This window comes from Bradyrhizobium sp. WSM1743 (assembly GCF_000473065.1).
GTDB lineage: Bacteria > Pseudomonadota > Alphaproteobacteria > Rhizobiales > Xanthobacteraceae > Bradyrhizobium.
The window spans coordinates 36,020-60,225 of record NZ_AXAZ01000051.1; the positions used below are offsets into that span (position 1 = coordinate 36,020).

A 24,206-nucleotide genomic window follows, 5' to 3' on the forward strand; every position below is an offset into this window, starting at 1 on the left:
GTCCGCATGGCAATCGGTAAAATCATCAGTCGCGACGGCGCTGCAGGGAAGGGCTGGCCGCGTCCTGCCATTCTCGCCTGGACGGCGTTGCTGGTCGTGGCGGGATTGAGTGCTGCGCCGGCGTCGGCCGAGTATCCCGAAAAGATCATCAAGATCGTGGTGCCCTTCGCAGCTGGCGGCGGGACCGACATCATCGCGCGCACGACGGCGCAGGAAATCCAGGCGGACCTCGGCAAATCCGTCATCATCGAGAACAAGCCCGGCGCCGGGACCATCCTCGGAACCCAGACGGTGGCGACGAGCGAGCCTGACGGCTATTCGCTGCTGATGGCGACCTTCGCGCACGCGGTCAATCCGAGCCTGTACGACAAGCTGCCGTTCGATCCGCACAAGGATTTCGCGGCGGTCTCGCTGATCGCGCGATCCTTCAATATCGTCGTCGTCAACCCCGCATCCAGGATCAACTCGATCTCCGATTTGATCACTGAGGCCAAGGCCAAGCCGGGCAAGCTCAATTTCGGCACGTTCGGCATCGGCACATCGGCCCATCTTGCCGGCGAACTGTTCAACGCCATGGCAAACGTCAAGATGACGGCGGTCCCCTACAAGGGCGCGGCACCTGCAATCAGTGATCTCCTGGGTGGGCAGATCGACGTGATGTTCACCACCGTGGCCAGCGCGGCTTCGCTGGTGGCTGCCGGCCAGCTCCGGGCGTTGGCTGTCACATCCGCCGAGCGTTCGGCCGCGTTCCCGCAATTGCCGACCGTCGCCGAGGCCGGGGTGCCCGGCTACGCCGCCGAGTCCTGGTACGGTTTGTACGCGCCGGCCAAGACGCCCGCTCCGGTGATTGCGCGCCTGAATCAGGCGGTCGCCAAGGCTGTCCAGTCCGGTGCATTCAAGCAACTGGCGGCCAATGAAGGCCTCATCATGGTGGGCAGCGCTCCGGAACAGCTCGATCGCTATGTTGGGCAGGAGGAGGAACGCTGGCGCAAGCTGGTCAAGGACGCGAACATCGAGGTGCAATAAGCCTGTTCGCAGATCTCTTCCCATCAACTTCCGCGACGACCCAACGGGACCTCACGCCCGGGTACGCGTGGGCGATTGTGGCTCCGGCTCAGCCTTTCACCGCAGGCCCTGTTCGTCGATCAGAATGCGGTGGATCTCGATGCGTTCCGGTAGCTCGATCAGGAATTCCGCGTCGCGTGCGAGATGATGGACCTTGGTCGGCTCACCCTTGGTGAAAGCCGTCATGGCCGCGATGTCCGGCCAATAGGAGATGGTCGTGAACCATGTCTCCTCATCGCGGTCCTCGCGCAATTGCTGCACGCCGAGCGCGGTCTTGAGCAGCGGCGGAATGCCCTCGGCTTGCAGATAGGCCTGGTACACGTCGGCGACGCCGCGGCGGGTGCGGCCGCGCCAGATGCGGGCGATGGTCGGTTTGGTCGGCATGATGAACTCCCTTCCAGGCGAACGCCGTGCCGCGCGTTCCCGTTCCAGCGTCTCCATGTCACGGTCGCCGAGGCCGAAAGCAACCGACACGTGGACGATCAGCCGATATGTGTTGCTGCCGAGATCGAAGACAAATCGGTTGTCGCCCGCGAAAATCGACGATACCGCCGAACCGGCAAAGTTGGCATCAGCTGAGCGCGGCGCTCGCCGCGCACGCGCCGGCAGCATGCCGACGCTGGCGCTCCAGCAGCCAGGTCGCGATCGCCATGTTCGCGATATTCCAGGCGATGCCATTGATCAGCGCGGAAGCGTAGGAGTCGGTCCAGTCGTAGATCGCGCCGGCCATCCAGCCTCCCAGCGCCATGCCGGCGAGAGTGACCGAGATGGCGAGGCTGACGCGAAAGCCGGCCTCTTGCGCCGGGAACAGCTCACGGATGATCACCGCATAACTCGGCACGATGCCACCCTGCGCCAGGCCGAAAACAGCGGAAACGACATAGAGTGAGACCAGCCCGTTGAACGGCAGATAAAGCGCGAGGGCCATGGCCTGCATTGCCGAGCCCAGCAGCAAGGTCGGCAAGCCGCCGATGAGGTTCAACACCCAGCCGAAAATCAGGCGGCTCGCCACGCTGAAGCCGAGCATGACCGCCAGCATCTCGGCGCCGCGTGCAGCGCCGTAGCCGAGGTCGCCGCAATAGGCGACCAGGTGCACCTGCGGCATCGACATGGCGACGCAGCAGCACATCCCGGCGAGGGCGAGCAGGCCCTGGGTGGCTCCGGGAGACAGGCCTATGGCTTGCATCGTGTTGCCGCTGCTCGCCCCCGCGGGCGTCGCCTTCTGCAACACCGGCCTCCGCAGCAGAGCCAGGGAGAGCAGCAGCATCGTTGCGAGGCAGAACAGGCCGATGCCGACATGGGTCTGCCGCCAGCCGATCGCGGCGATGGCGTGCTGGACGATGGGCGGCCAGACCACGCCGGCCAGGGAGCTGCCGGCCGTCGCCAGGGAAACGGCGAGGCCGCGGTGCCTGTCGAACCACAGTGAGGCGTCGGCCACCAGCGGCGCGAAGCTCGCAGCGCCGCCGAGTCCGATCGTGAGGCCGCAGATCATCGCAAAGACCGACAGGTTCGGCGCGAAGGCGGTGAGGACATAGCCGAGGCTCATCAGGATCGTGCCGGCGGCCAGGGGCGGCAGGATGCCGAAGCGATCCGCCAATCGACCGACGATGATGCCGCCGATCATGAAGCCGATGATGGCGGGCGTGTAGGGCAGGGTCGCCTCGGCGCGAGGCGCATTGAAGTCGGCCTGCACCGCCGGCAAAGCCACGACCAGGGACCACATCCCGACGCAGCCCAGCGCGCTGAGAGTCATGGAGGCGGAAAGACGAATCCAGGAATAGGGAGTCTCGATCGACGGCATGTCAGGCGGCACTGCGGCAGGTTTCCTCGGGCTGCGTGGAGGTCGGCCCCGGGGTATCGCCCGCCGTCACCGGCGACAAAGCAGGATTTCTCTTTTGTCGAGCGAACGAAACTCATGCATCCTTCCGAACCTTCCCGCATCGCCAGGAGCCGGCCATGACGTATCTGCTGCCGCCACTCAATGCCCTGCGCGCCTTCGAGGCCGCCGCCCGCCATCTCAGCTTCAAGCAGGCCGCTCACGAGCTGCACGTCACGGCCGGTGCCGTCAGTCAGCAAGTTCGCCTGCTGGAGGAGCGGCTGGGCGTGCAGCTGTTCGAGCGGCGGACACGGCAGGTCATTCTGACGTCTGGCGGCGAAACCTATCTGGCGCGCGTGCGTCAGGCATTTCGTTGCCTCGCCGAGGCCACTGCCGAGCTCAAGCCTGAGGGCGTCACGAGCCTGCTGCATATCGGGCTTCATGCGAGCTTTGCCGTCGACTCGTTGCGGGCGCGCCTTTCACGGTTCCGCCGGGCCCAGCCCCAGCTCGCCATTCGCATCAGCCAGCCGGCCGGGCTGCATGAGCTGCTCGAAGGCAAGGTCGATGTCGTGATCGCGGACAGGGTGCAGCGCTGCCCAGGCTACAGGTGCGAGCCTCTGGACAGCGGCTTCCTGATCGGCCCGCTGGGCACCGCCGATTGTCCGGAGATCGAGACGCTGCGGTCCTGCCTGCTTGGCCACATCGAGCTCGAGCCTCCGGCCAAAACCAAGGCGCCGTCGCCGCCGGCATGGCCGAGCCGCGTGCCATGATGTCCACGCGCGGCCGTAACCGGCGGTTAACCATGGATATTTACGGTGCAACAAGCCTCTGAGCTATGACAGTCAGTTGATTTCGAGTCCAACCCCATGGCGTTCGGTAGCCGCGCATCTCCGCGAAGCATCGCCCCGACGGAGCCAGCGGCTTCGTGGGAAGCGCCGCGGGCTGCGAAGGCGAAGCCTGACGGCGCCTCGCCGGGACTGATCAAGGGATCGCTGACCGTCTCCGGCACACTCGCCTTTCTGCGCGAGAATGGCCGGCGCATTCTGACGCTGGCCCTGGCGCTGTTCGCCCTCGGCGTCGTCGTTCTGATGGTCCTTCCGGTCCGCTACGCCGCCACCGCCCTGGTCGTGCTCGATCCCCGCGAGCTGCGCGTAACCTCGGATCAGGACGTGCTGCCCGGCATCGGCCAGGATGCCGCGGCGCTTCAGAGCCAGATCGAGATCGCCAAATCCGACGGCTTTCTCCGCCCCCTGATCGAGCAGCTCAAGATCGCGGACGACGAGGACGTCGCGGGCGGCTATACCGACATGACGCGCCTGCTCGAAAAATTCCGCAACCGTCTCGAGATCACCCGGCGCGGGCTCACCTATGTCATTGCGATTTCCTTCACCTCGAACCGCCCGGACCGGGCCGCTTACTACGCCAATGCCATCGCCGAGGCCTTCGTTGCCAGCCAGGGCCGCGTCCGCACCGAGGCGACGGACGAGGCCGCCGACTGGCTCAAGGACCGGCTGAAGACGCTGAGCGAGCGCCTGCGCGCATCGGAAGACGCCGTCGCCGCCTTCCGGCTCGAGCACAACATCGTCAATGCCGGCAAGGAATCCACCACGCAGCAATTGCGGGTGACCGATTTGACCCAGCAGGTTTCGGCCGCGCGCGCGCGCACCGAGGAGGCCAAGGCGCGCTACGAGCAGGTGCAGCGCGATCTCAAGGCCAATGTCGAAGGGCCGGTGAAGCAGGACCTCCTCAGCATGCTGCGCACGCAGCGCTCGGCCCTGAATGACCAGATCGCGCAGAAGAAGGCGGTGTATGGCGACCGCCATCCCGACCTCGCGATCTCCTACAGCCAGCTGGCGGATATCAACCGGCAGATCGAGATCGAGCGGAAGAAGAACATCGACACGGCCAAATCCGAGTATGAGGCCCAGCTGGAGCAGCAGAACGCGCTGGAAAAGCAGCTCAAGGCGGTCGAGACCAAGATGCTGGTCGACGGCCAGGCGCTGGTGAAGCTGCAGGAGCTGCAGCGCGACGCCGATGCCAACAGGAATATCTACGAGCAGTTCCTGTCGCGGTTCAAGAGCACCAACGAGCAGCGTCAGCTGCAGGCGTCCCAGACCAAGATCGCCTCGATCGCCATTCCGCCGCTGCGCTCGACGCGTCCGCCGCTCGCCTTGCTGCTCGCGGCATTGGCGATCGGCTCGCTGTTGACCTCGACCGCCGCCGTTGCGGTGACGACGAGCGTGTCCGCCGACAAGCCCGGGTCCGTTCAGGCGCCTGCGTCTGTGGAAGCGGATGAGGCGCCCAGCCGGGAAGTCCAGCCTGCGGCCGCCGCCGCGCGCCGAGCCGAGGCGATGCCCAACCTTCCTGTCTGGGCCCGCATCCCCGAGCTGGCGCCAGGGGCCGGGACCAACACAGTCTGGCAAAGACCGATCGCAGCAGTGGCCGAGCTCGATCTCGGCCTCCATCTGCGGCCGCTGCTCGAACGCATCGAGCGTGTGCCGGTGCGCGGCTGCAAGGTCGCGCTGGTGTTGTCGGTCGGCAAGAGCGCAGGCGGCAACACGGTTGCGCGCTCGCTCAATCGCGCCGCCGTAAATCGGGGCATGATGAGCGTGCTGATCCGGCTGCAGCCTGAATTCGCAGGCCACCAGCCGCCGGTGACCGAATGGCACGATGGCTCGACCACGGCGGGACTTCAGTCGATCGACGAGCTCCTGAGCGCCGGCCGAAAACCCGATGCAAGGCCCGAGGACGATATTCGTTCGGAGTTCGACCTGATCATCGTCCACGCCAGCAATCTCGCCTTGCAGCCCGACGCCATCGCCCTGGCCGCGCACGCGGACCTGATCGTCCTGGTGGCGCGCGCCGGCGAGCTCGGCTCGTCCGCGATGCGCAGGGTGACCGCGGCGCTGTCGAAATATGCGGCGGTGCCGACCGGCCTCGTCGTCAATCACGTGCCCGCCGGTTCAGTGGCGCCTCACGCGGAGGGTGGTGCATTGGGTCTTGCGGTTTGACGATGACGGCGTCGCGCCGCCGTCTGCTGGTCGCGGCGATGCTGCTGTCGATCTCATTCGGCCCGCCGGTCTTCGCGGGCAATTGCCTGCCCTTGCCGTCGACGGTCGCGCCGCAGCGGCTTGCCGCGCTGTCTCGCGGCTTCAATGCCGACGGCTGGATCAACGGTGCGGCGCCAGGCCGCGCGTTGCTGCAGCAGCTGCGCAAGGCGGGCATGAGCCATGTCCGCTTGCCGGTGCCGGCGGAACGAGTGATGCCGCGCTTTGCCGCGAAAGACGAGCGCGAGGCGAGCTTGCGCGTGCTCGGCAACGCGTTGAAGCAGCTCACCTCGCTCGGCTATTCCACCTCCGTCGACCTTCATCCGGGCGAGCGCTTCAATCGCCTGCACAAGGATGATCCGGATGCGGCGATGCGCGAGATGCAGGAGGCCTGGCGCGCGCTTGCAGAGGTCATTCGATCCCATCCTGCCGATCGCATCTTCGCCGAGCTGCTCAACGAGCCCGATATCGAAGCCGACAGGTGGCAAAGGGAGGTAGAGGCGCTGGCCGCGTTCGTCCGCGGGCTGCTCCCCGCGACCACCCTGATCGTCGGTCCGGTCAACTGGCAGCGCGCGGATTCGCTGCCGGGGTTTCGTCCGCTGCCGGACCGTGACGTCGTCTACGCCATCCACTTCTACGATCCGATGGTGTTCACCCATCAGGGCCATTGGGACGAGCGGGATCCGCTGCACGACATCCGCGGCCTGCCTTACCCGATCAGTGCCGGAGATCCCGCCGTGCAGGCGCTTCGCCAGGATCTGCAGGACAGGAACGCGGTCAGGGCGCTCGGCATGCTCGATACCGCGATTGCCGCCGCCAGGGACAAGCCTCGGGCCGATCGCTGGCTCGCGCCTGCGCTCGAGTGGCAGCAGCAATTCGCGCGACCGATCATCGTCAACGAATTCGGCGTGTTGAAAGCCGCCGCCCCCAAAGAGAGCCGGTTGCGCTGGCTGGCGGAGGTCACGGCCTATGCCCGCGAGCATTGCTGGGGCTGGGCGCATTGGGAGCTGGCGCAGGGTTTTGGTCTCGTCGATACCGCCACCGGCAAGCCCGATCCCGACCTGATGCGGGCGCTGCTCGGCGCGCCCCGAGCTCCCGCCGCGCGCCGCGATCGTTAACGGATCTTTACGTACCGCCCCGCTACCGTGCTCCTGCGCGATGATGCCAAAGGACGATTGATGAGTGCCGGGTACTCACCGCAAGGGCAGAGCGTGCAGGCCGTGCCATCGCCGCCGGCCTGGCGCGAACTGGTCCCGACCTTCTGCATCGCCATGGCAACGATCGGCTTTGCGCCGGTTCTGCACCTCGCCAATCCGGCCCTGGCCATCACCGTCGAGGTCCTCATCGGCATCGCCATTGTCGTTGCGGTCCCGACCTATGCGCCGGCCGTCGCGATCTTCGTCCTGTTCTTCCAGAATCTGTTCGTCTCGATCCTGTCGCCGCTGGTCCCGCTTCCGTCCGATCTCGACTTCATCAAGGGCTACAATTTCCTCGTCTGCTCCGTCATGTGGCTGGCGACGTTCGCTCTGTACGTGCTGGGCCAGAGGAATCAGTCGACGGAGGTGAACCGGATCATGCGCTGGGGTGTCGCCACCCTGGCCGTGGTGTCGCTCTATTTCGCGATCGGCTTCGGCCAGAACGGACAGGCGGCCGCGGTCTATCTGCGCAACATCGTGCTTCCACTGTTTCTGTTTCAGCTATCGCTGCTGACGGCCGCGGCCTATGAGATGCGCATCACGCCGTTCCTGGTGACGCTCGCGGTCATCCTCATGCTGTGTGGCTATGTCGAGCTCGCATTCCGCGACCTCTGGCTGGCCATCACCAACGGCTATACGTTCTGGGGCTTCGACGAGCTCAAGGCGACCCACTCGGGCGTCTGGGAAGCCGAGATGCGCGCCACCGGAAACGTGCCCGTCGACCTGAAGGACCGTTTCAGCTTCGACTTCCTGAACACGCCTCTGCTCGAAGGATTCGGCCTGTCCAAGATGCTGCGCATCCACGGCCCGAACATGCACCCGATCAGCTTCGCCTACGGGATCGGCTTTCTCGCCCTGTTCCTGTTCTCGGTGGGGCGTCCGTTCCTCGCCCTCGCGGCATTGCCCCTTCTGGTCTTTTGCAGCGTGAAGGGAGCGCTCATCGTGGTGATCTTCGTGGCCGCGGCCTGGATGTCGACCCGCCTGCTCGGTGCCGTGGTGACGCTGTTGCTCGGCATCCTAGGCCTGATCGCGTTCGCGATTCTCGCGATCCGGGTCGGCCTGCAGATCGGCGACTATCACGTCATCGGCCTCATGGGCGGCTTGAACGGATTTTTGGAGAAGCCGCTCGGCCGGGGTCTCGGCGTCGGCGGCAACTTGTCGGAGAGCTATTTTTCGATCGACTGGGGCGCCGCGCAGGCGGCCGGGACGATCGACGGTGCGGTCGAAAGCGCGATCGGCGTCCTCCTGTACCAGATGGGCATCGCGGCTTTCGTGCCGCTTGCCTTCTATTCCGCGATGGCCCTCAAGGCCTGGCGCCTGTACGCCTCGTCAGGATATCTGACACAGGGCCTCGCCGGCTTCGGCGTCATGGTGGTGCTGCTCAACGGATTGTTTCAGGAAGAGGCCTTGTTCGCGCCGCTCGCGCTGGGCCTGATGCTCTCGCTCGCTGGCCTCGTCATCGGCAGCCAAGTGAGGATGCAGACCGTCGCCAACGAGGATTCCGGCCTCGCGCAGATCACGCGCTACCAGCCCGTGACGTAGGCTGGCGCTCCAAGTGAAGCCCGACATTGGCTGAGCGCTCCCGATCATCGCATTGTCATGCTCCGGTCATCTCAGCTGCATCGTCCGTTGCTCTTTTCCCCCGCGCGCCAGAGCCTCTTCCGTTCCGATGGCATCGGAACGGAGCTCTGGATGATTGTTTGACGCGTTTTCTTGACGCGAGCCGGACGCCACGTCGCTCGAAAACGCTCTGGGGAGAGCTGACATGCAATTGATCAAGACGATTTCGGTTGGCCGCCGGCTGGTCCTCAAGGGCCTCGCGGCATCAGTCATGGCGCCGCTTGCGGCGCCGGCGTTTGCCGCCGAGAGCCTTCCGGCGCAGCCGACCGGTTCGGCCACCGCTGTCGCCACCGACAAGTCCTATTGGGCGGCCGTGAAGGGGCTCTATGCCGTCACGCCCGAAATCGTCAATTTCGAGAACGGCTATTGGGGCATCATGGCCGAGCCCGTGAGGCGCGAGTTCATCCGCCAGTCCGACATGGTCAATTATCAGAACACTTATTACGCGCGACTGCGTGCCGGTGCGGATTTCGAGGCCGTGCGCACCAAGGTGGCGGAGGCGGTCGGCGCGGCACTTGAGGAGATCGCGCTCACCCGCGGCGCGACCGAAGCGCTGCAGCTCCTCATCGACGGCTACAACAGGCTGAAGCCTGGCGATGCCGTGCTCTATGTCGATCTCGACTATGATTCGATGCAATATGCGATGAACGCGCTGAAGGCGCGCCGCGGCGTCGACGTGGTCAAGTTCGACGTGCCGGAGCCGGCCACCCGCCAGACGGTGCTCGACGCCTATGCCCGCGCCATCGAGGCGAACCCGAAGACGAGACTTCTCCTCCTGACCCATGTCAGCCATCGCACCGGCTTCGTCATGCCGGTCGCCGAGATCGCCCGCATGGCGAAGGCCAAGGGCATCGACACCATCGTCGATGCCGCCCATTCCTGGGGACAGATCGACTTCCGGGTGAGTGAGCTCGAGGCCGATTTCGTCGGCTTCAATCTGCACAAATGGATCGGCGCGCCGCTCGGCGTCGGCTTCCTCTACATCAGGAAGGACCGCCTCGCGGCCATCGATCGCGACATGGGCGATGAGGATTTTCCGGACAGCGATATCCGCTCACGGGTGCATACCGGCACGGTCAATTTCGCCACGGTGCTGACGGTGCCGACGGCGCTGGCGCTGCATCAAGAGATCGGCGCGGCGGCCAAGCAGGCGCGCCTGCGCCATTTGCGCGACTATTGGGTGAGCCGCGTCCGCGGCTTTAGGGATATCGAGATCCTGACGCCGGATGAAGCCGGCTCATATGGCGCGATCACGTCCTTCCGCCTCGCCGGCAAGACCAGCAAGGCCGACAACGAGGCCATTGTTGCGAAGCTCCGGGACAGCTACAGGATCATGACGGTGCGCCGCGCCGGCGTCGCCAGGGGCCAGTGCATCCGTGTGACGCCGGCGCTCTTCACCGACGAGGCCGATCTCGACCGCCTCGTCGAGGCGTTGGCTGTCGTCACGGGAACGAAGACGGGGTGAGGCGGGGGCGGCGCGTTCTTCCGTTATTTCACCGCCACCCCAGCGCCGGCGCGACATGCGCCAAAATCGCCTCGATCGCATGCGCGCAGTAGTCCACACCCAGCTGGTTCGGGATGGTCAGCAGCAGCGTATCCGCCTCCGCAATCGCCTCGTCCTGCCGCAGCTGCTCGATCAGCACATCCGGCTCCGCCGCGTAACTCCGGCCGAAGATCGCGCGCGTGCGCGGATCGATGAAGCCGATCTGGTCCTCGCCTTCGCCGCCGCGGCCAAAATAGGCGCGGTCGCGGTCGTCGATCAGCGCAAAAATGCTGCGGCTGACGGAGACGCGCGGCTCGCGGCTGTGGCCGGCTTCTCTCCACGCCGCGCGATAGGCGCGAATCTGGGCAGCCTGCTGCACGTGAAAAGCTTCGCCGGTCTCATCGTTCTTTAGCGTCGAGCTCTGCAGGTTCATGCCGAGCTTCGCCGCCCACACCGCTGTCGCGTTCGAGCCGGCGCCCCACCAGATCCGATCGCGCAAGCCCTGCGCATGCGGCTCGAGGCGCAACAGCCCGGGCGGATTGGGAAACATCGGCTGCGGATTGGGCTCGGCAAAACCTTCGCCGCGGAGCAGGTCGAGAAAGACCTCCGCGTGACGCCGCCCCATGTCGGCATCGCTCTGGCCCTCGGCCGGCCGATAGCCGAAATAGCGCCAGCCGTCGATCACCTGTTCCGGCGAGCCGCGGCTGATGCCGAGCTGCAGCCGCCCGCCGGCGATGAGATCGGCGCTTCCCGCGTCCTCCACCATGTAGAGCGGGTTCTCGTAGCGCATGTCGATCACAGCCGTGCCGATCTCGATCCTGCTGGTCTTGGCGCCGACGGCGGCAAGCAGCGGAAAGGGCGAGGCGAGCTGCCGCGCGAAATGATGCACGCGGAAATAGGCGCCGTCCGCCCCTAACTGCTCCGCCGCCACCGCAAGCTCGATCGATTGCAGCAGCGTATCGCTGGCAGAGCGGGTCTGCGATTGCGGCGAGGGCGTCCAGTGCCCGAAGGAGAGGAATCCGATCTTTTTCATCAAGCCAAGGTAAGCCTGATCGCAAGAGTTTGCGATAGTCGGCTGGAAGAAAGTTGGGCAACATGGAAGAGCGTGTACTCGGCAAGTGCCGCTCTTTGGGGTGAAGCAGACCTAAGCAGACTGCGGCGTCAGTTTCGCATTCTGACCCTTCTCGGAAGTGCGTGCTTCGCCCCGGCAGTGGACGCTCCCCGCTCCGACAAGCGAGCGAAGTCGCCGATCCCGTTGCGCTGCTGCGGCCGGTATGATCGAAAGACTATCGCGTCCGTAGCGAGGATGCGTTTGAGGCCGTGGGCTCCCGCCTGCGCAGCGCCCGCTCATGAAGAGGCGATGTGGATCATCCCTGTTCCGAAGGCAGACTAAACAGAAACACGGCCCCCCGTCGTTCATTCGCACGAGTCCAAAGTCGTCCTCCGTGCGCCTCGATGATCGATTGGCAGATCGACAAGCCCATGCCGGTCCCGTCCGGCTTGGTGGTGTAGAAGGGCTCGAACAGGCGGTCAACCATTGCAACGTCAAGTCCGGGACCGTTGTCCCGCACGGCGACAACGACGAGACTCGAGGCATCTGCAGCCGTGCTGATCCGCAGCTCCCGTCCGCCAACGTCGAGGCAGCTCATTGCCTCGATCGCGTTGAGGATCAGATTGAGAACAACCTGTTGCAGCTGGACGCGATAGCCTTTCACGAGCGGCAAGCCCGGAGCGAGGTCGGTCTGGACCAAGATGTCATGCTTGAGCAGCTCGCTCCGGGCTATGGTGATCACGTCCAGGATTGCACCATTGACGTCGACGCTCTCCTTCGGCGCCGGAGTCTTCTTGATCAGGGATCGGATCCAACCGATGATCTCGCCGCCTCGCTTGGCTTCTGCGACAATGGATGCGAGCGCCTGCCGTGCCTTTTCGTAATTCGGAGATTGCGTTCCTAGCCAGCTGAGTGCGGCTTCTGCGTTGCAGAGCATCGCGGTGATTGGTTGGCTCAGTTCGTGTGTCACCGAAGCTGTGACCTGGCCCATTGCCGCCGCGCGATTGGCGTGGGTTAGTTCAGCCTGCATCTCGCGGAACGTTTCGGCGGTTCGCTTGCGTTCGGTTATGTCGCGGCTCAGACAAATGATCTGTGACCGGCCGCCTTCGCAGAATTCCCGCATACGGACTTCGACGGGAAACACAGTGCCGTCCTTTCGGCAATAGCGACTCTCGAGCGTAGCGATGCCGCCGGCCTTGAGGCGCTCGCGGTTGATACGCCAGGCCGCTTGATCCATCTGCAGATCGAAGAAGGAGGCAGTTGCCCCAACCAGTTCGCCCCGGCTGTAGCCGAGGCTTTCGCAGGCATTTCGATTCACATCGAGAACGCGACCGTCTTCGCTGTGGAGCATGAACATGTCGGTCGCGTGGTCCACGAAGGTACGGAAACGGGCCTCGCTCTCGATCAGCGCCTGTTCGGCGCGCTTGCGCTCCGTGATGTGACGCCCCACACCGCGGTAGCCAATGAAGTGCCCGGCGTCGTCAAAGATGGGCAGCCCAGAGACGGAAACGTAGCGCTTGCCGCCGTCGGGCGTCGGCCGCGCGAGCTCGAAATCGCGAAACGGGAGGTGGGCATCGAGTATCTCCCGGTGCTTGCGCCAGCCCTCTGCATCAGGCTCCAGATAAGGGACCTCCCATCGTGTCCTGCCGATTTCGGAGACGGGCGGTTCGGGAAGTGTCTCAGCGAACTCCTGGCGGATGAAGTGATGCTGCGCGTCAGTTTCCCAGTACACATCAAAGGAGAATTGCACCAGCGTGCGGAACCGCTCCTCGCTCTCGCGCAGTGCCTCCTCGGGGCGCTTGCGCTCATTCGAATCGAGCGCGACCGACGGCACTTGAATCGGATGTTGCATGATCATCTCTTGCTCACGAGCGATGGATCAATCGAGGCATTCTTCTACCGGATTGCGGACCTGTCTCTCGCCCGGGGTGGCAAACAGCACCGGCGATCGCTAACGATGCACGGCGGGTCGAACCTGGCCTGGCAGCGGCCAATGATCGACCAGGAATATGCCTCGTGACGACTATACTCACGTATACAGGCCGTCTTTATAGCCATACTGCTGTGACGACTCCGCCCCGACAACGCGAGCTGAACTCCGGTTCCATCAACGCATGCGTGCGAGGCTGAGTCCGTTTCTTGTGCCGCGGGCATCAACCAGTAAGGTCGGCTGTTGGCCCTTTGCCGATTCGCAGGGGCGAACTCGTCACGTCCAGTTTTGAGCGCAGAACGAACGCCGACTAATTGACAATCATGGACGCGCGCCCGGGCGCATCCGGTTTGCACGAATGCCCGGCCGTGTTGACGAAGCCGTGACACGTCAAGCGTAGGCCACCCAGCCGCGGAAGGTGAAGCCGGTGTAGAACAGGGTTGGGTCGGAGAAGCCGGCTTCGCGCAGAACCGCCTCATCCTGCGCGGGCGTGAGGATGTCGAGATGGTTGGTGACGGCGTCGCGCGCGGCCGCCGCCTTGTCGGGCTCGACGCCGGAGGCGGCCAGGAACGCCGAGTACCGCGACAGCCATAGCGGGCGTTCCTCGTCGCCTCAGGCGCGCTCAGATGCGCGACCACGAAGGGCGCGCGCGGCTTGAGGCGGCGGCGGATGTCCGCGGCGATGCGACGCCGTTCGGCGGCATCGACGAAGTGCAGGGTCAACAGGCAAGTGGCCCCGTCGAACGGTCCGTCCGGCGCATCGTCGATGTAGCCCTGATGCAGCCATGCGCGCGGCGCCAGCGGCCCCAGGGTTTGCCTCGCGAGCGCCAGCATGGCCGCGGACGGGTCTACGCCGTCGAATTTCCAGGCCGGATGCGCCTGCGCAAACGTCTTCAACTCCAGGCCGCCGCCGGCGCCAAGCACGAGGATCCGCGCATCGTCGCGTGCGCGCTCGGCCAGGAGAATCGTGGCCATCGACAGCATCGCATTGTAACCGGGAACGAACCGCGGCGGTCCCTCAGTGTAATTCGCCACGGCTTGCGGATCGGAAAACATGTCTTGAACGTTGGGCATGACGTCGTCCTTGCCGGGTCGGGCGCCTCACGCGCGATGCGCGCGCATGCCTTGATGCTTGCGAGAGCCGAGACGCTTGCGAAAGTCGTCGCTCAGCATCGCCAGCGTCACCTCACCGAGGCGCGACAGCAGCAGCGCCTCCGCATCGTGAAAGGCCTGGTCGAGCGCGGCATTCACCGCCTGCTCGACGAGGCAGCCCGGCGCCTCGGTCCGGTTGCCCATGGCGAGCAGCGCGGGACTGCCGAGCGCGACGTAGACGTCGCGCAGCGTCACCTTCGACAAGTCGCAGGCCAGCGTCCAGCCGCCGCCATGCCCCTTCTCGGAGCGGACGTAGCCAAGCTCGCGCAGGCCCGCCATGACGCGCCGAATCACCACGGGATTGGTATCCATGGCCTTGGCCAGCGTCTCGGACGTGAACGGCCCAGGCTGCTGCGCCATGTGCAGCAGAATGTGCAGCACGCCGGATAGTCGGGAATCGCGTTTCATGTAACTTTATATGTTACATATTTGGGCGAGGTCAACCGACCGGAGCGCGTCGATCGAGGCCAAGGGGACGATTCAAAGTCGCGTTGGACGACTTCAAACGGAAGCACGGGCCGGAGAAGCTGGAAAAGGCCTATGCCGAGATGGCGTTCGCGAACGGGGTGGAGCGGTTTCGGCGGTGATCGGGGCGCTCCGCTCGGCCTCCAACACGCGGGCGCGAAGACTTTCCAACTCGAACAATTGAGACGTGAGCTGTTCTAGACGCTCATGCAGCAGCACGGCGGCGTCAACCGCTAGACCATGATGTTCACGCATGTCGCGTAACCCCCAACCAAGCTCTTGAACGAGCCTGGATCATGGCCCGCGATCGGACCAATCGGGAAAATGATGCAATCGCGACTGAAATCCGCCGACGTTGTTCCAGCATCTACATATGTGAATCGTATGTTGCTTTAGCCGAAAGTTAGTTCGGCGGAGAGTGCACTAGGCGCGGCGCGACGTCGTCCATGTACATCGCGCGCGGCGCGAAAGGGTGCGGCCGAAGTATCCGGGGCGAGCGCCGCGTCAAGGTGAGGCGCAGTTCGTAGAGGCGTCACTCTCGCTTGGACCGGGTGCTAAGGGGCACCACCTTGTCCGGCTCGATAGGGTCTGAACCCGCGCTCTGCCGCTTGATCACCAGTTCAAGCTCAAGAGCCTCAATTGCGAGTTCCTCTGCCAAGCGTCCGAACAGTTGCCGTTTTCCCGCGTCACTCGTCCGTCTGCTCATGAGGGCGAGATCTGCAGCATCGGCGCGGAGCTTCTCTAACCTTTCCCTGAGGTCCTTCATTGCATTTGGCTCAGGTTCCTGCGGGTAGCGTACAAAACAACGACCAGAACGCGCCACAGGTTCATCGTTCGTCGCTTCTTTACCTGGGCGAAGACCCACGCCCGGAGCAGTGCAGCTGCACAGACGGCTTGACGATGTCCATGCATGCAGCCCCCTCATGGCCCGCTTGGCCATCGGGAAAAAGATGCCACAAGAACTGAAATGCGCCGATGCCGTTCCAGGCGGCAATAGCTCGATTCTTGATGATGGCGAGCACCCCACGAGCGCGACCGATCTTTACTGCGCACCCGACGAGAAGGTCACCGCTACGATTGCCAGTGAGAAACACAGGACCACCGGGCGAGGGGGACAGCGCCTCGCCCATTGCGAGGCCGGAAGCCCAATAGCCACCTCGTGATACCGGAATGTTTCAGGTCCGAGCGCGTCAGGCGCTGAGGCCTATCGCATTTCGATTTTCTTGACCGCCAAAGCAGCGATTTCCGCCGGATCATGGATATCGGATTGCGCAATCTCGATGACCTTTCTCGCAACGACTTCTGCAAGCGGGTCGTGGTCGTCGCGATCCTCGATGCAAAGCGTATGGAGCGCTCGCTTGTAGGCTGCCGTGATGCGGCTGACCATTTCCGGGTCCAAATCGGCGGTTTGTAAACGCAGGGAGGTAGACATTTCTTGCCTCCTAAGCCCACGGAGTACCAAACGATAGGATACCACGGGAACTCGGTCGGGCTCGTTTAAATTCAGTGCGCTTGGCCGCCCCTCGGGCAGACTACTCGGAAAAAGAAAGCCCCGTCGGAGCAACTCAAAGCCTTGCGCGTTTAAGGCGGCAGGAAAGCTGCATGCACAGCCAGAATGGTCGCAGCCATGGTGGACAGCCGACTAACTCGCGCCCATGGTTCACCCTCCGATTTAGCGCCGGAGCATCGCCGGGCAATCTGCGACGAGATCGGTCAGCAGCTTCGCGGGACCCTTGCCGACGATCTCACCCCGCTACCATCGCGGCTGGAAGGCATGGTGGAGCGGCTGACCGAATTGGACGCCGACGCGCCGTCGGCCCCGCCGGATTGCCAAGACGATGCGCCATCCCGGCCACTCCGGAAATTTGTGTCGGCGCTTTGGCGGGTCCTCCGAAACCGGCCTTGAAGCGCGGTGACGCGCGGCAGCGCCCCGTTCGCATATTTGCGATTTTCGGCTTGCCAGTTCGCATGGCGGGCTATCCAGCGGAATCCACGAGATAGGGCCGAGGCAATGACCGCTAGTCTCCGCCACCGTGACCGTCCACTTCCCGATCATCACGACCAATCTGCCGACGCTCTATCAACGGTTTGAAGCCTGGCGCCGAGGCTACTGCTATCGAGCTTGATAGCTATGGCTACGCCTCGACTGAGCCAATGAGCGGCAATGAGGGCCGGCCGATCAATTCAGCCGGCACTCACGATTGGAAGTTTCTGATGCGCCGCCTGGCGTTATAGGCCGCCACGTCCTTCCCAGTAGGTGGGCGTCCCATAATACCGGTGGGTTTGCGTTTCCCAGTCTCGATCCTGCCAGGAATCATCGCTGAACTCAGGCGCGTCCCTCAGCTGTTGCTCGGTGATGTTGGTTCGAAAACCGTTAAGCGACGTATCATATTTCAGAGCGCCCCAGGGAATGGGGTAGTGGCTGTGACCCAAGCCGACAAATCCGCCGAAGCTCATGACGGCATAAGCGACGCGGCCTGACACCTTGTCGATGATGAGGTGATCAATCTCACCGATGTTCTTTCCATCGGCTCCATAAACCTCGGTTCCCTGGATGTCCTCGCTTGAGATGCAGTGATGATCCGGATGGGCTGTTGCGCGGGCCATGACTTACCTCCTCCAATAGGTGGTTTTGCCGGCTTAACTCGGCTGCCACGGGGGCGTTCCTGCCTTAGGAGAACATGTCGCAGCTCGACCACCAACCTGCCATCGCCGACGTCGATTGTAACAACCTAACCGTCGTCGCCCCGAGAAGGCAGCCGGCGCGTGCGATGCGCATGGCATCTTCTGAACTCTTCTCCGCTGTGAGCCGGCCGAGAAATGCCAAATGCGATCCTGGTTCGTAACAGGGCGCCGGTGGACTGTGCGTTGGACGAGAGGCTCGGAAGGCGGGGTTGCCCGAATGAGCCGCGACGCGGTACGACGAAGCGGTTGAATGACCGCTTCTCCGGATTTTGTGCTCGGCTGTGTTGACGAAGCCGTGACGGATCAGGAGTAGGTCCTAGCCGCGGCGTCGCGTAACAGCCTGCGCGTCGGACGCGGTGTGAAGCCACGCGGACGATCATCTGCAATAGTCCTAAAAAGCTCCAATCCTTGCATGAATCTGACAACGCTTGCGGCCTATGGTGCGGCACTCAGCGTGTAAGAAGTCGAGAGCAGAGATTCGCGTTACGACATAGGTCAACGCCACCGCAGAACGCGACGGACAAGCGGCCTGTGAAAGGCACATGCGCTGCACGATCAGCGGTCTAGGTTGGGGACCCATTCCTCCGCGGTTGCATCCCAATGATGGGTGTCATCGAAATGCTTCCAGAGTGGCTGCCCTTGCTTCCTTTCGCCGTTCTGCCGGTTAGCCTGTGAGCCGATGACAAGCGCCACAGCCATCATTACCCATTCGCGAGCACTATGTCGGGAGTTCCATTTGACTGCTGCGAGCATTGGAAGCCTCCGTCAAGTAAGAACCGTTCTTCACATTAGCCCGCGCCAGAGCGAAGAGATGTAAACTACTTCACAGGCAGTCAAGATCTTCGACATAGGCGCCCGTGATCGGGGCGCAGCGAGCGCGAGCAAAGCTTCGCTTGCACTTCCCGTTAATCCTCAAGGGCAGCGGTCGACGGCCCTGGGTGGGGATTCAGGGTAAGGGAGCCGCAGGCTGCTCGAAAAGCCAGTCCACCTTCCATTGCAGAGGAGCAGATCGAGGCCGACAGCCTGTTGGCGTGTGGGCGAGCTTCGGTTTGCTCGGCAGCGCACCTGCAAGTGTCTTTTCCGTCGCAAGATGGAATGGGCCAGGAATAGAAGCGGCAATGCCTGCAACAATAGGCTCTCGCACCGATGTCGCTGCAATCATGATTGTTACCACAGATATGACGACTACAAGCACATGGTTCACAATGCGCCTAGAAAAAAGCTTCGTCATGAGTTGGGCCCTCACAACCGAAATAAACCACCGTGCAGTTGCAATCTCAGTCGCAGCAAATGGGTATTTGAATGAGTGCTCACCGCACGTGGCCTGCTTGTCGCCTTTGTAGGGCAGTAGTGAACAATGTTGTAGCAGCGATCCAGACCTAGTCCGAAGCCGAAACGCGCTACCAGCGCTCGTTGGCGCTCCCGAAAAGACCCCACGTTCGTTAAACTAGAGATCGTGTGATTGATATTCTAGGATCTTGCCGTGTGGTGAATCGCTTCGCCTGTGGCGTAGGTCGCGCTGCGACAGAGCCGTCTCCCGTACATCCCGTTCGACCCGCCCTGACGGTGGTCCATGTTGGGTCCGCGGATTTCCGGTAAGGTCAAGCTGACGGTCGGTGGGCTGCGCTACAAGGTCGGCTAAGGGGCCCACAGCCGACATCGCCCCTGTGCCGGAATGACGAAAGAGGCCGCCGATTGAAGGCGGCCTCTTTTTATGCTTCGGCGCTTCGTTTTTACTTCTTGCGCGGATCATCGGCTGGATCGATGAACACGATGCCTCCCGGCCCGGTGAATACAATTTGGACCATCGTTTCTTCGTTTGTCGTCCAAACATAATGGGGGTGCTTCGCCGGCAGCGCGAAGACGGAGCCCGGCTGCAATATCGAGCCTTTCGAGGGATCAAACTTTTCACCCATGGCGTTCCCAAAGCTGCCACTCATCACGGTGACGACCTCGGCATAGGGGTGAGTGTGCGGCGGAACTTTATAATTCGGCGGGAATTTCACCCGCTGGACGATCGTCTCGGCCTTTGTTGGATCACCGATCAAGATGGCGGTTTGCACGCCCCTGAAGACCGGATGCTCTATCCACGTCAGCCCGTCGGGCTTGACTACCTTCATCGCATCTTGAGCCATCGCAGAACTTGCCAACGCGATCAAAGTGGCGGCGACATAGGACTTGTTCATCCTAACCTCCTCCCAAATGTTGCGGAGCTCGAAGGCTCAATAGGATACAGCAAAACTCAGACTGAAGCGCTTGAATTCATTTTCGGATCGACGCCGACTTTTGACCCAATCGTTCCAGGACCTCCGTATCCAACTGCAATTGCGAGAGCACCGACACGCCATGGCTGACCTCGCGGTACATCTCCACGCCTTGCCGGCGTCGTTCAGCAACTTCTTTATTGGACTTCGCGATGCCGACGCGCGCCATAGCAAGCAGAAAGCGTGGATTGACGTCGTAGTCGCACGCCTTGATGCATTCTCCGCTGAGCATGCAAGAGGCCGCCCATTTGCGGGACGGCCTCCGTCAATCGCGTCGGTTTGGCTCTCGGATGCGAACTTCCGGCCTACCCTTGTGAACCGACATGTCGCTGCACTGCGTCAACGGTAGCGATGGGCCAAATGCGGCAGATATGAGCACGCAAGATTCATTTCACCGGCGTGCACTGTAGATCCTCGCCGACCGTCAATGGACCGGTGTAGCTCTTTTTGAGATCCGCCAACGCGACATCGAGATCGAAAATGCCGATATGGCTAACGACGAGCCGTTCAGCCTGCGCCTCTTGCGCGACGCGGCCGACAACATCCGGTGCCGCATGAAGCGGGTTATTCTTGACGCCTGCCGCAAGAGCCAGATGCATGATCAGAATGTTCGCTCCTTTTGCGAAATCGACGAACTTGGGGTCGGTTCCCGTCTGATCTGAGCTGAAGACGATCGATACATTCCGGACCTTCACGCGATAGGCGAGAGTCGGCATATTACCATGCGGGATTCCGAGCGCCGTCACCGTCAAGCCGTCTCGGTCAAAGACGGTCGTCGGTTGTGCCTTGGTCGCGTCGACCACGCCGACGTCGAGGGAAACGCTACCTCCCCCTGACAGCGGTCCGCTCGGTATGTCGCGCCGCTTTCCTCCGAGTGTGGCCCCGAGCACCGGGAACGCGCCGTTCTTCTCGTCGAACAGACGGCTGAGGAATGTCGAGAAATCGGGCGCGGCATCGTTGCCGGACGGACCGACGATGGGTAACGGTTCCTTCCTTGCTAAGTGACTCTGCCAAAGGAAGGCAGGAAGGTCAGAGATGTGGTCTGGATGAAGATGACTCACGGCGACCAGCGACAAGTCGGTCAGCTTCGCTTGGGTCTGGCCGAAACGGCCAAAAGCACCGCCACCCATGTCGACCAGAACTCTGGCCTGATCGCCGACCCAGAGCAGATAGCTCGTTGAAGAGCGGAAGGGATTGATGCGCGGTCCACCAGAACCCAGAATCTGGACAGCAACGGAATTCGGTTCGCAGTTCTGAGCAGAAGCGCCGACTGGAATTAAGGTAGCAGCGAGCAGCCCAATAACAAACGATCGACGCATGGGACACCTGCACCAATCTTTGGAAGTCCCGGAACTGGCACCAGCGTATCAGGCAGAGCGTTAGATGCCAATGCGTGATGTCTCAAATGGGTCATTCGCGACGGTCTTGCAGGATCTCTTTTCGGTCCAGTCTCCCCCTTAGAGCCGACATGGAGGCAATGGCCGGACTTGGTCGCGAAGGGCCAATAACGGAAGTCGACAGCCCCGTTCGCATCCGCGATTTGCAGACCTTCAAGACGTCACTGACGCGCCGCCTGAAAGTCGCTCAGAGAGGATTCGGATCGCGGCGTCGCACTCATCCCCGCACTCCGGCTGCGAGGCGGACACCTTCGACCCGGAGGGCATAGTCCTCGGGCCGCATCCAGGGGGGCCTTTGCTGCCAACGCTGAAGCTGCTCCGTCGATTGCGGGGGGATATGTTCCAGCGTTTCGCGCGCTTCATCCAATTGCCCGAGATAAGCGAGCGACGCGGCGATGTATTCGTAAGCGGTAGCATAACTCGGACGCAGGCGAACGACTTGGCGCCACGTCTGCAGCGCAGCGACGAAATCGCGCGAAAGAAACTGCAAAGCCCCACGCCAGACCGACCAAAGCCAAATCAGGGGATCATGTGGGCTGGCACGGATTGCTTGCTGCAGCCTCTCGAGTGCTTCCTCTCGATAGCCGCCGAACCCGAGTACACAACCAAGCATGCTGATAACAAAGGCACTATTTGGATTGAGGGCAACCGCAATGCGCGCTTCGGCGATCGCCGCCTCCCATTCGCTGCCCCACATCATCATGTGTGCCAACACTGCATGCGCCGTCGCATCGTTGTCGTCGAGCGATACGGCGATGTGCGCCTCTTCACGCGCCCTTCCTTGAACCTCCAAGAAGGGGCGGGTCGAGAAGTGCCAGATATCCCACTGGAGAGCCAGCGCGTATCCGTAATGGCCGGGAGCGAAATTCGGATCGAGCGCGATAGCTTGGCTGAAGAAGGCCAACGCGGTTTTGTTCTCCTCAGGTCGGTATTGGTGGAAGTGCCAAAGGCCGCGCTGATAGGCCTCCCAGGCGTCCAGCCGTTCCGGTGGTTTGCGCAGCACGCGCTGTTGCTCGGCGGCTGCCAGTGCCGGCTCGATAACCGCGGCGACGCTCGCCGCAATCTCATCCTGCACTGCAAAGATATCGCTGAGATCGCGGTCGTGGCGCTCGGCCCAGAGATGCACGCCTGTAAGCGCATCGATCAACTGTCCGGTGATCCGGATCCGGTTGCCGCCTTTGCGCACCGAGCCCTCGAGAACATAGCGAACGCCTAGCTCGCGCCCGACCTGCTTCACATCGACGGGTTGCCCCTTGTAGGTGAAGCTCGAATTGCGGGCGATCACGAAAAGCCAGCGGATACGCGAGAGCTCGGTGATGATATCCTCGACCATGCCGTCGGCAAAATATTCCTGCTCGGGGTCGCCGCTCATGTTCTCGAACGGCAGCACGGCTATGGAAGGCTTTTCCGGGAGTGGAAGAGCCGCACTTAGCCGCTCGGTCGGCGCGCGATGCGCTCCCACGCATATAGCGTAAGCGCGGACCGGTTTGGAGATGTTCTTGAGCTGCTGTTCGCCCAGATCCTCGACCTCGAAGGCGATCTTGCCGCGAGCGTGATTGAGGACGGTCTGCGATATGCAGATGCCGCCCGGCTCCGCTAGACCCTCCAGTCGAGCAGCAATGTTAACCCCATCGCCATAGAGGTCGCGCCCCTCGATCATCACATCAGCAAGGTTGATCCCGATGCGGAATTCTATGCGTTTCTCCGGAGGGATATGGGCATTGCGTTCGCGCATGCCCTGCTGGACCTCGATCGAGCAACTTACCGCATCCACGACGCTTGGAAACTCAATGAGCATACCATCGCCCGTCGTTTTCACGAGGCGACCGCGATATTGCTTGTTCTTGGGGTCGATCAGCTCGCGCCGACACTCCTTCAGGCGGGCCAGCGTGCCGGCCTCATCTGCACCCATCAACCTGCTATAACCGGCAATATCGGCGGCGAGAATAGCGGCGAGTTTGCGCTTGACCTTATCCGAAGCCATTTGGGTTTCCCTCCCGTGGGATTCCCTTTGCGGATCACCGCAGGTAGCGGAGATAGTATCACGTCCCCTCCCACCTTTGGCTGGAAAGTTCCGGCCGTTGCCCCGCTTCGAGCGGCCCCGCATTCCTGGGAATGACTGCTGTGGGGTCAAAATGCGAAGAACTCAGGGTGAGCAAGTTTAGTCCGCTATGCCCGAATAAGCGGACCTCCATCAGACAGGGCGTTACTTCGCTGATGGGCCAGAAGAGGTCATCGCGGCAGCGTGATAATGAACTCGGTAAACGCACCCAGCTCGCTCTCGACATCGAGGGTTCCGCCGTGTTGTTTGACAATGATGTCATGGGTCATCGACAGACCGAGCCCCGTGCCTTCGCCAGCTGGCTTGGTAGTAAAGAAGGGATTGAACATTTTTTCCTTCACCTCGACCGGAATCCCGGTGCCGTTGTCGCGGATGCGAATTTCGACCTTGTCGTCAAGGTTGTTCGTGGTCGCACTCAGCACAGGCTCAAAGGTCTCGTCTCCCGCCTCGGACTTGCGCCTGGTCGCGGCATAGAAGCCGTTGGAGATCACGTTGAGCAGCGCGCGCGTGATCTCCTGCGGATATACCTCGATTTCGCCCGCGTCGGGGTCGAGGTCCTGCGTGAGCGTGATGTTGAAGTCGGACTTCTCTGCGCGCGCGCCATGGTAGGCTAGATTAAGACTCTCCTGGACCAGGGCATTGATGTCGGCGAGGCGGCGCTCGCCCGGTCCCTCGCGTGAGTGCAGCAGCATGTTCTTGACGATGGAATCGGCCCGCTTGCCGTGCTGCATGACCTTTTCGAGGTTGCTCTTCAAAAGCGCCGTCAGCTCATCGACTTCGGTGCGGATCTTGTCGACGAGTTCGGCGGGCTTGAGGGCCTCGTTCAACTCCTCGGTCAACTCCGCTGAAAGGGCTGCGAAATTATTGACGAAGTTGAGTGGGTTCTTGATCTCGTGCGCAATGCCCGCGGTGAGCTGGCCGAGCGAGGCAAGCTTTTCGGTGCACCAGGCGGTCCTGTGCGGTGCGGAGGTCGT

The 24,206-nt window shown here is 62.7% G+C and carries 18 protein-coding genes and 2 pseudogenes; 6 read left to right on the plus strand and 14 right to left on the minus strand.

The genetic code is table 11. The features are described from left to right. Window positions 1-6: 6 nt before the first annotated feature. Window positions 7-1,026 (plus strand): tripartite tricarboxylate transporter substrate binding protein, encoded by a 1,020-nt coding sequence (locus YU9_RS0126335; RefSeq protein WP_027575487.1) that lies wholly within the window; start codon window positions 7-9, stop codon window positions 1,024-1,026. Between the two features lie 96 nt (window positions 1,027-1,122). Here the strand turns inward: YU9_RS0126335 and YU9_RS0126340 are convergent, their stop codons facing one another. Continuing rightward, a complete protein-coding gene (locus YU9_RS0126340; RefSeq protein WP_027575488.1) occupies window positions 1,123-1,449 on the minus strand; it encodes a hypothetical protein in 327 nt (108 codons plus the stop codon). A 187-nt stretch (window positions 1,450-1,636) separates the two neighbouring features. After that, on the minus strand, window positions 1,637-2,866 hold the full coding sequence (locus YU9_RS0126345; protein WP_051380514.1) for an MFS transporter: 1,230 nt from the start codon (window positions 2,864-2,866) through the stop codon (window positions 1,637-1,639). 155 nt (window positions 2,867-3,021) lie between these two features. Between YU9_RS0126345 and YU9_RS50945 the strand changes: the two genes are divergently transcribed. The 5 genes from YU9_RS50945 to YU9_RS0126370 all read left to right on the plus strand — a co-directional run bounded on the left by YU9_RS50945 (window position 3,022) and on the right by YU9_RS0126370 (window position 10,209). Beyond that, entirely contained in the window at window positions 3,022-3,651 is a 630-nt protein-coding gene (locus YU9_RS50945) for a LysR family transcriptional regulator (protein ID WP_027575490.1), read from the plus strand. Window positions 3,652-3,747: 96 nt separating this feature from the next. Next, entirely contained in the window at window positions 3,748-5,892 is a 2,145-nt protein-coding gene (locus YU9_RS0126355; protein ID WP_027575491.1) for an exopolysaccharide transport family protein, read from the plus strand. A 2-nt stretch (window positions 5,893-5,894) separates the two neighbouring features. Further along, a complete protein-coding gene (locus YU9_RS0126360; RefSeq protein ID WP_027575492.1) occupies window positions 5,895-7,046 on the plus strand; it encodes a glycoside hydrolase family 5 protein in 1,152 nt (383 codons plus the stop codon). A gap of 60 nt (window positions 7,047-7,106) precedes the next feature. Beyond that, the gene (locus YU9_RS0126365) at window positions 7,107-8,666 is read left to right on the plus strand and encodes a hypothetical protein (RefSeq protein WP_027575493.1); all 1,560 of its coding nucleotides are present in this window, start codon (window positions 7,107-7,109) and stop codon (window positions 8,664-8,666) included. Between the two features lie 223 nt (window positions 8,667-8,889). Continuing rightward, a complete protein-coding gene (locus YU9_RS0126370; protein WP_036018126.1) occupies window positions 8,890-10,209 on the plus strand; it encodes an aminotransferase class V-fold PLP-dependent enzyme in 1,320 nt (439 codons plus the stop codon). Between the two features lie 28 nt (window positions 10,210-10,237). Here YU9_RS0126370 and YU9_RS0126375 read toward each other — a convergent pair whose 3' ends face one another. The 12 genes and pseudogenes from YU9_RS0126375 to YU9_RS42525 all read right to left on the minus strand — a co-directional run. Continuing rightward, complete coding sequence (locus tag YU9_RS0126375) at window positions 10,238-11,260, minus strand: LLM class flavin-dependent oxidoreductase (protein WP_027575495.1); 1,023 nt, start codon at window positions 11,258-11,260, stop codon at window positions 10,238-10,240. 334 nt (window positions 11,261-11,594) lie between these two features. Next, window positions 11,595-13,130, minus strand: coding sequence for a PAS domain S-box protein (locus YU9_RS44720; RefSeq protein ID WP_027575496.1), 1,536 nt, complete (start codon window positions 13,128-13,130; stop codon window positions 11,595-11,597). A 468-nt stretch (window positions 13,131-13,598) separates the two neighbouring features. Continuing rightward, window positions 13,599-14,281: pseudogene (locus YU9_RS46185) on the minus strand (class I SAM-dependent methyltransferase). Between the two features lie 27 nt (window positions 14,282-14,308). Next, window positions 14,309-14,767, minus strand: coding sequence for an Rrf2 family transcriptional regulator (locus YU9_RS0126390; RefSeq protein ID WP_027575497.1), 459 nt, complete (start codon window positions 14,765-14,767; stop codon window positions 14,309-14,311). A 589-nt stretch (window positions 14,768-15,356) separates the two neighbouring features. After that, window positions 15,357-15,590: a hypothetical protein gene (locus YU9_RS0126400; RefSeq protein WP_027575498.1), complete on the minus strand. Its 234-nt coding sequence runs from the start codon at window positions 15,588-15,590 to the stop codon at window positions 15,357-15,359. 438 nt (window positions 15,591-16,028) lie between these two features. Further along, window positions 16,029-16,256 carry a hypothetical protein gene (locus YU9_RS0126410; RefSeq protein ID WP_027575500.1) on the minus strand — a complete coding sequence of 76 codons (228 nt, stop codon included), beginning with the start codon at window positions 16,254-16,256 and terminating at the stop codon, window positions 16,029-16,031. A gap of 797 nt (window positions 16,257-17,053) precedes the next feature. After that, window positions 17,054-17,431 (minus strand): PRC-barrel domain-containing protein, encoded by a 378-nt coding sequence (locus YU9_RS0126415; RefSeq protein ID WP_027575501.1) that lies wholly within the window; start codon window positions 17,429-17,431, stop codon window positions 17,054-17,056. Window positions 17,432-19,242: 1,811 nt separating this feature from the next. Further along, window positions 19,243-19,695, minus strand: a complete 453-nt coding sequence (locus YU9_RS0126425) for a cupin domain-containing protein (RefSeq protein ID WP_027575502.1) — start codon at window positions 19,693-19,695, stop codon at window positions 19,243-19,245. 76 nt (window positions 19,696-19,771) lie between these two features. Next, window positions 19,772-20,005, minus strand: coding sequence for a hypothetical protein (locus YU9_RS0126430; protein WP_027575503.1), 234 nt, complete (start codon window positions 20,003-20,005; stop codon window positions 19,772-19,774). Window positions 20,006-20,159: 154 nt separating this feature from the next. Continuing rightward, complete coding sequence (locus tag YU9_RS0126435; protein WP_084299058.1) at window positions 20,160-21,092, minus strand: MBL fold metallo-hydrolase; 933 nt, start codon at window positions 21,090-21,092, stop codon at window positions 20,160-20,162. Window positions 21,093-21,387: 295 nt separating this feature from the next. Next, a complete protein-coding gene (locus YU9_RS0126440) occupies window positions 21,388-23,154 on the minus strand; it encodes an adenylate/guanylate cyclase domain-containing protein (protein ID WP_027575505.1) in 1,767 nt (588 codons plus the stop codon). Window positions 23,155-23,402: 248 nt separating this feature from the next. Then, a pseudogene (locus tag YU9_RS42525) lies at window positions 23,403-24,206 on the minus strand (sensor histidine kinase); the annotation flags it as partial.